Origin of the sequence: Kitasatospora sp. NPDC059803 (assembly GCF_042732255.1) — a bacterium.
In the GTDB taxonomy this organism is placed as follows: Bacteria; Actinomycetota; Actinomycetes; order Streptomycetales; family Streptomycetaceae; genus Kitasatospora.
Genome location: NZ_JBHWIJ010000111.1, coordinates 17,358 through 24,868, shown reverse-complemented (window position 1 = coordinate 24,868; position 7,511 = coordinate 17,358). Strand labels below are relative to the sequence as shown.

Genomic DNA, 7,511 nt, shown 5'->3' with positions numbered 1-7,511 from the left:
GCGACCAGCCCATGGGTGCGGGCTACGTGCTGAAGAACTTCCCGGCCAGCCTCCCGCCCAACGCCTGCGACCACCTCCAGATCGGGATCAGCCCCGTATCCGAACCGATCGTCACCAGCCTGCAGACCGCCGACTTCGTCCTGCCCTGCAACGATCCGGTGGCCCAGGAGGTCACCCTGCAGCTGTCACGCGACGAGAAGGGCAAGGACGTCAAGGACGTCAAGGACGTCGCCAAGGAGAACAAGGACGACAAGGACGACAAGGAGCGGAAGGAAGCCAAGGAGGACAAGGACGCATTCAAGGAACACCCCGCCGAGGGCATGCACCCGGCATCCGAAGTCAACCACCCACCCGAGCACTTCATCCCCCCGGCGCAGCGCCCCGACCTCGCGGACAGCGCCCTGCGGGACGAACCCCCCGAGCCGGGACGGACCGAGAGGTAGGCGCCGCATGTGGCTGGTGCTCTGCGATCCGGCGGACCGGGCCGCCGTGTGGGCGTACGAGGGGCTGCGCGAGCGGGGGCTGGAACCCCTGGAACTGCTCTCCCCGCAGACCCTGCTCAGCTCCACCAGGTCGGTGCACCGCGTCGACCGCCTCGGCGCGAGCTTCGAGATCACCCTGCCCGACGGGCGCGTCCTGGACAGCCGTGACGTCGACGGCGTGCTCAACCGGGTGGCCTCCGCCCCCTTCGGGTACCTGCCGTTCACCACCCACACCGACGCCGCCTACGCCGCCCAGGAGCTGGACGCACTCCTGCTCAGCCTGCTCACCTGCCTGGCCCCGGTCTCGGTCAACCGGCCTGCCGGGTACGGACTGTGCGGCGCCTGGCGCTCGACCGCCGAGTGGACCGCACTCGCGATCAGAGCGGGGCTCCCCGCCCGGCCGGCCCGGATCTCCAGCAGCCCCGACGGCGAACCGCGAGCGGCCCCGACCGGGCGCGGCGACGTCCTGGTGCTCGGCGAGCACGTCTTCGGCGCACCCCCGGCCGAGGACGAGGAGCCGTACGTCCGGCTCGCCCGGCTCGCCGAGGTCGACCTGCTCGGGATCGACCTGCTCGGGGCCGACGTGGCCGGGGCCGACTTGCCCGGAGCCGACCCGCCCGGGGCCGACCTGCTCGGAGCCGACCACCGCCGCGACGACGGTCGGTCGGCGGTCTTCGCGGGAGCGAGCCCCCTGCCCGACCTCCGCCCAGCCGGCGCCGCCTTCCTCGACCGCCTGTACGAACACCTCACCGGGCTCCCCCGGGGTGCGCCGTGATCGTCGTCTGCGGCATCGCCAGCGAGTCGCCGCTCGCCCGGGTCAGGGCCGAACTCGACAGCCTCGGCCTGCCGTACGCCATGCTCCACCAACGGCGCTTCGAGGAACTGCCGTTCGAGGTGGAAGCCACCGGCACCGCCGTCCAGGGGCGCATCCCGTACGACGGCGGATCCATCGACTGCGCCACCGTCACCGGCATCTACCTCCGGCTGATGGAATGGCGCAGACTCCCCGAAGTCCGCGAGGCGGGCGAGGACACGGTACGCAGGTGCCGGTCCTGGCACACGGCCCTGAGCACCTGGGCGGAACTCGCCCCCGGCTGCGTGATGAACCGGGAGAGCGCGATGGCGTCCAACACGTCGAAGCCCCACCAGGCCCAGCTGATCCAGCAGTCCGGATTCCGGGCTCCGGAGACCCTGGTGACCAACGACCCGGACCTCGTCCACGAGTTCCACGCGCGGCACGGCGAACTGGTCTACAAGTCGATCAGCGGGGTCCGCTCGATCGTCCGGACGCTCGACCGGGAGGCCCTCGACCGGCTGCCGCTCATCCGCTACTGCCCGGTGCAGTTCCAGCGCTACGTCACCGGCACCAACGTCCGGGTGCACACGGTCGCCGGCGAGGTGTTCGCCACCCGGATCGAGACCGACCGGGTCGACTACCGCTACGCCCGGAGCGACGGCGGCCGGGCCGAACTCTCGCCCTGGCAGCCCCCCGACGACCTCGCCGAGCGCTGCCTGCACCTGGCGGCACGACTGGGGCTCGCACTCGCCGGCATCGACCTGATGCTGGCCGACGACGGCGAGGTCTACTGCTTCGAGGTCAACCCCTGTCCGGCCTTCAACTACTACGAGGCCAACACCGGCCAGCCGATCGCCCACGCCATCGCGCTCGCGCTCGCGCGGCACTGAGGAGAAGGAGACTCCGATGGCCCAGCTCGTCCTCACCGGCCAGATCCACGGCCAGACCACCACCCAGTGCAACTTCACCATCGCCGTGAACGGCGGTGACCAGGTCGGGCCGGACAGCGTGGTCCTGGACCAGTCGATCTTCAACATCCCGGACACCGACGCGTCGATCGACATCCAGGCGGCCGCCCTCGACCAGACCAAGTACGGCACGCCCACCGCCCACCTCGACATCGACTCCTCCGGCACCGTCCAGGCCACCTTCCCACCCGACGGCAACTGGCCGCCACCCGCCGTCACGTCCTCCGACTCCGGCCAGACGATCCAGTTGACGGTCCACTTCTCGCCGCTGCGCGACGTCACCGAACAGGCACGCGTCAGCCTGGCCCAGACCGGCAGCGACTACCCGGGCAGCCCGCCCGCCCCACCACCCGGCGACATGAGCTTCCGCACCCCCGGCGTGGCGCTGCCGCCGGGGGCCTACTCCCCGCCCCCGGGCGTGACGGACAGCACCTTCATCGCCTCGCCGTCGATCAGTGGCGGCGCGATCCAGGTCGAGACCCGCAGCGTGACCCCCGGCGGCGAGGCCGTCGTCCTCCGACTCCCCGGCGTCGACGCACCGCAACTCGTCGCCGTCTACTGGCCCTCCGGCGTGTCCAGGGACCCAGGCGGACCGCCCGCGCCCTTCCTCGTCTACTTCCACCCGGGCATGGCCCAGAACTCCCCGGCCTTCTACAACGAACCCCGGGACCGCCACGACCCGACCACCGGCAGCACCTACCCCTTCGGCTGGGACTACCAGTTCTTCGGCCTGCTCAACTACCTCCAGTACATCGGCGACCCGTTCCTCACCAACCCCTTCGCCAAGGGCCTCCCGCTCCAGATCGACGGCGCCGCCCGGAACGTCGTGCTCGTGCTCCCGCTGATGCGGGTCGCCGGCAACCCCTGCGACGAGATCTCGTCGTTCGCGGACGCCACCGTCCTCCAGGAGTACCTTCCGGAGATCCAGGCCCTCATGTTCCGGCGCAGCGGCAACTTCCAGTTCGGACCGATCGGCCGCCTCGGCATGGCCTCCTTCAGCAGCGGCCACGCCGCCCTCACCTGCTTCCTCGGCAACACCGCCAACCAGGCCCACCCGCTCTACCTGGACACCCTCCAGGAGGTCTACCTGTTCGACCCGCACGCCGACCTGGTCTCCGAGACCCTCGCCCCGCTGACCCAGGTCACCGCCTGGGCCGGGCGCGGCACCTCCGGCACCAAGACCGCCCGCCTCTACACCCAGAACGACCCCGCCCAGCTCTCCCCGCTGCTCACCCAACTCGGCGTCACCGCCCCCGGCCCCGCCCCCTTCGACGCCGCCACCCCGGACGACCGCAACTCCCTCACCTCCCTCCCCCTCGCGGCCTGGAACACCCTCGCCACCCAGCAGGGCAGCGCCGTCCCGTACGCCAACACGGGCCAGGTGCACCAGGTGCTGCCGGCCCTCATGCTCACCGACGCCCTGCGCCGCAGCCGGTTCTGACCCGCCCCCCGCTCCCCGAGCCCTTCGCCGGCACACTCCTCGACCACCTCGTCGAGCGCGACCGGATAGACCTGTCCGCCTGTCCGCCGGCTCCGGGTCGTCACAAGGAGCACGGGCCGCTGATCGGCGCGGCATGGTCGGGGCGAAGACGGGCGGCGAGGGCGGCCATGTCGGTGGTGAAGCGGCCTGCGAGGTCGACGCCGGTCTCCTGGGCGATGACCATGAGCGAGAACAGGCAGTCGGACAGCTCGTGGCCGATCGCCCCGGCACTCGCGGCCACGTCGGCGCGGTGGCCCTGGTGGGCCATGACCAGCTTCGCGAGGTCGCCGACGTCGCCGGTGAAACCGAGGACGAAGTCCGACAGGCCCCAGGTGCGGCCCAGCTTGCGCCGGTTGATCTCGTCGTAGAGGTCGCGGACTTCGCCTGCGGCGGCGCACATCTCGTCCCAGGTGGGCATCGGCTGCTCCGTTTCGGGTGCGTGGTCAGGCGGGATCGGCGGCGGGCGCGGTCGTGTTCCGCTGGTCGGGGATCTCGGTGGCGTACTGGCGGGCCTGGAGGAGGTAGGAGGAGCGGTAGCCGCTGTTCGGGTCGGCCATCAGCTGCGCGTGGGTGCCCTGTTCGGTGAGCCGGCCCTCGCGCAGGACGTAGATGAGATCGGCGCCTGCGGTGGCGGCGAGGCGGTGGGTGATCAGGATGACGGTCAGGCCCTGGTCGGCGAGTTCGCGGATGCGGGTGAACGCGGCGATCTCGGACTTCGCGTCGAGGGCGGAGGTGGGCTCGTCGGCGATCACGAGGTGGGTGGGGCGTCCGCCGGGCCCGGTGGTGGTGGCCCGGTGGTGGGTGCGGGCCATGCCGACGCGCTGCCACTGGCCGCCGGACAGCTGGACGCCGCCCTTGAAGCCGCGGGCGGCGAGGGTGTCCCAGCCGTTGTCCTGGGCGTCGATGATCGGGTGCAGGTCGGCGTAGTCGGCCGCGCGCTTGAGCAGGGCCGGGTCGTCGCCGTGTTCGGGTCGGCCGATCAGGACGTTGGCCCGCAGGGTGAGCGGCCACTGCTGGAAGCCCTGTTCGAGGACGGCGGAGGAGGAGAACAGCTGGTCCCGGTCGGCGGTCGCGGCATCGACGCCGTCCCACAGCATCCGGCCGGCATCGGGCAGGTAGAGGCCGGTGAGGATCTTGACGAGCGTCGACTTGCCGGAGCCGTTGTCGCCGACCAAGGCGACGACCTGCCCGCGCGGGATCCGCAGGGTGATGTCGGACAGCGTCGGGCTCGTGCGGCCGGGGTAGGTGAAGGTCACCCCCTCCAGGGTGATGGCCGTGGGGCGGTGCGGGAGGTCGGTGCCGCCGGCGGGGATGGCGCGCCGGTCGGCCTCGCACTGGAGGCGGTCGAGGTCGGTGACGAACAGGGCCTCCTCGTACAGGTTGTTGACGGTGCCGACGAGGGAGGTGATGTCGGCGGCGCCGGTGCGGATGCCGACGACGGCGGTGCCCGCGACGGCGAGCGCCATCTGCCCGTCGTGGACGAGCCAGCCCAGGACGGCGAAGGTCGCGGCGGCGGCCAGCCCGGAGAGGACGGAGGCGAGCAGGGAGGTGGTCGCGGTGGCGCGGGCGAGGCGGTTCTGCTCCTGCTCGGACGCCTCGGCCATCGCGATGTAGTGGCCCAGGATGAACGGGCCGATGGCGTGGACGCGGACCTCGGGCGCGGAGTGCGGCTTGGTGAGCAGCTGGGCGAGCAGACTGGCGGCCCGGTGGTGCTGGAGCCAGGCCATCACGGAGCCGTAGCGGCGCCGGGCGGAGCGGACCGCGCCCCACCCCTTCGGCGCGGCGATGAGCACCAGCATGGGCAGCAGCACCGGGTCGAGGGTGAGCAGGACGCCGCCGGCGGCCACCATGCCGAGCAGGGCGGTGAGGACGGCGATGCTCTGGCCGATCAGGCGCCGCACGGCCGCCGTGCCGTACCTGGCGGACTCCAGCAGTCTGCTGAACTCGGGGTCCTCCACCGCGGCCAGCTCCACGCGGGCCGCGCGGCGCAGGTAGGCGACGGTCGCGGCCCGCTCGGTCTTGGGCTCCAGCCGGCCTCCCGCCCAGGAGGAGACCACGCCCAGGATCGCGGACAGCGCGGAGGCGCCGCCGATGGCGAGGGCGGCCGGCAGGGCCGCGCGCAGCAGTTGGTCGGTGCTGCCGGAGGCGAACAGGGAGGCGAGGGCGCGGTTGGTGGCGAGCAGGCCGAAGGCGGCGGCCAGCGCCCGTCCGGTTTCGGCGACGGCGATGGACACCAGGGCCACCCGGTCGGCCTGCCAGGCCAGGCGCAGGGCGGTGCGGAGCATGCCGGGGATCTGGCGGGCGACCGTGAGGAAGCTGATCCTGAGCATGGTCTGCTCATGGGAGGTGAACCCCCAGTCGGGGAGCAGCCGTCCGCCGAACAGGAACTGCTCACTGTCGGAGACGTGGTCGGTCGGCGGGGGTTCGGACGGCGGCGGTTCGAACGGCGCGGGTTCGGTCGGCGCGGGTTCAGACAGACGGGACTTCAAGCGCTCTCCTCCACAGTGCGGTTGAGGCGGGGCGGGGGCGTCATCCGGGTTCGCCCGGCCGGCGGGGTTCGGAGACGAGGTACTCGGCGACGCCGGTGCGGCGGGCGGTGAGTGAGGCGCGGAGCGTGCGCAGTCGGCGCGGGGTGACGATGCGCCCCCACTCCTCGACGGTGCGGACGGCGTGACCGCTGTGCTCGGCGGGGTCGGGGGTGATGCGTTCGAGCTCCTTGTCGGTGAGCCGGCCGCCGTCGAAGGTCACGCCGATCTTCCAGGGCCACGGCGGCTCCGGCGGGGTGAAGGAGAGCATCAGGAGGCGGGGGGCGTCGTCGAGGGCGGCGGGGACGAAGCCGATCTCCTCGGCGGTCTCGCGCAGCGCGCACGTCCACGGGTCCTCGCCGTCGTCGAGGAGGCCGCCGGGGTACTGGTATTCGCCCGGGTGGTGGACGGAGGTGAGCAGCAGTGGCCGGTCGTGGCGGTCGGTCAGGAAGACGCCGGCATAGGAGATGCCGTGCGGCAGGGTGGGGACGAACCGCTCGGGCGGGACGAAGACCACGGTCAGGCTCCTCGCTGGTCGTGACGGCAGGGGTGGCCGAGCCGGGTGCGCAGGTCGGCGGCGAGGCGTTCGGCCCGGCCGGGGTCGTCGGGCAGGACGCCCGAGCCCTCGGCCATCAGCGCGTGGAACTGCTGCTGCTCGTACGGGATGCCGGGCGGTAGGGCGGCGATGTGCCAGTGGACGTGGGCGTTGCCCTGCATGCTGCCCAGGCTCAGCACGTAGAGGCGTTCGGTGGGGACGGTCGCGGCGAGCGCGGTCGCCACCCGGTGCACGACCAACTGCAGGGCGAGGTACTGGTCCTCGGTGAAGCCGCTGATGGTGTCCTCGACGTGGGTGCGCGGGGCGACCAGGAGCTTGCCGGGCAGGGTGGGGTAGCGGTCGAGGAAGGCAACGTGCACGCCGTCGTCCAGGACGATCCGGTGTTCGTACCCGGGCTCACCGGCGAGCATCGAGCAGATGAAGCAGGGGCCGTTGCGGGCCCGCTCGTTGTAGGCGTCGAGGTCGAAGGCGGTCACCGCGTCCAGCCTTCTGCACCGGGGCGCAGCGCCATGTAGCCGTCGACGGGGTCGAATCCGAGGGTGCGGTAGAGCGGGGCTCCGGTTTCGGTGGCGCGCAGCTCGATCGATCCGCAGCCGCTGTGCCGGAGTGCCTGGACCAGGGCGGTGGTGACGGCGCGGGCGGGCCCGCGCCCACGGGGGGGCCGGGGGGTGGGCCCCGGGGGGTTAGCGGCCCCCCGCCCGGGG

General features: G+C 72.4%; 8 protein-coding genes and 1 pseudogene. 4 read left to right on the top strand and 5 right to left on the bottom strand.

What is annotated here, in order from left to right; all coding sequences use genetic code 11:
* The 4 genes from ACFV6I_RS19300 to ACFV6I_RS19285 form a co-directional block, all read left to right on the top strand.
* A partial coding sequence (locus ACFV6I_RS19300) for a hypothetical protein (RefSeq protein WP_380426526.1) occupies window positions 1-443 on the top strand: 443 nt, incomplete at its 5' end.
* 7 nt (window positions 444-450) lie between these two features.
* Entirely contained in the window at window positions 451-1,257 is an 807-nt protein-coding gene (locus tag ACFV6I_RS19295; protein ID WP_380426524.1) for a pentapeptide repeat-containing protein, read from the top strand.
* Entirely contained in the window at window positions 1,254-2,168 is a 915-nt protein-coding gene (locus tag ACFV6I_RS19290; RefSeq protein WP_380342163.1) for an ATP-grasp domain-containing protein, read from the top strand. Before ACFV6I_RS19295 ends, ACFV6I_RS19290 begins: the two co-directional genes overlap by 4 nt.
* A 16-nt stretch (window positions 2,169-2,184) precedes the next feature.
* Window positions 2,185-3,687: a hypothetical protein gene (locus ACFV6I_RS19285; protein WP_380426522.1), complete on the top strand. Its 1,503-nt coding sequence runs from the start codon at window positions 2,185-2,187 to the stop codon at window positions 3,685-3,687.
* A 100-nt stretch (window positions 3,688-3,787) separates the two neighbouring features.
* Here ACFV6I_RS19285 and ACFV6I_RS19280 read toward each other — a convergent pair whose 3' ends face one another.
* The 5 genes and pseudogenes from ACFV6I_RS19280 to ACFV6I_RS19260 form a co-directional block, all read right to left on the bottom strand.
* Entirely contained in the window at window positions 3,788-4,144 is a 357-nt protein-coding gene (locus tag ACFV6I_RS19280; RefSeq protein WP_380426520.1) for a nucleotide pyrophosphohydrolase, read from the bottom strand.
* A gap of 25 nt (window positions 4,145-4,169) precedes the next feature.
* Entirely contained in the window at window positions 4,170-6,215 is a 2,046-nt protein-coding gene (locus ACFV6I_RS19275) for an ABC transporter ATP-binding protein (RefSeq protein ID WP_380426518.1), read from the bottom strand.
* A 40-nt stretch (window positions 6,216-6,255) separates the two neighbouring features.
* Window positions 6,256-6,768, bottom strand: coding sequence for an NUDIX hydrolase (locus ACFV6I_RS19270; protein ID WP_363377526.1), 513 nt, complete (start codon window positions 6,766-6,768; stop codon window positions 6,256-6,258).
* 2 nt (window positions 6,769-6,770) lie between these two features.
* Window positions 6,771-7,283 carry an HIT family protein gene (locus ACFV6I_RS19265; protein WP_363377527.1) on the bottom strand — a complete coding sequence of 171 codons (513 nt, stop codon included), beginning with the start codon at window positions 7,281-7,283 and terminating at the stop codon, window positions 6,771-6,773.
* Window positions 7,280-7,511, bottom strand: a pseudogene (locus ACFV6I_RS19260) (hypothetical protein); the annotation flags it as partial. The pseudogene ACFV6I_RS19260 and the gene ACFV6I_RS19265, both read right to left, overlap by 4 nt.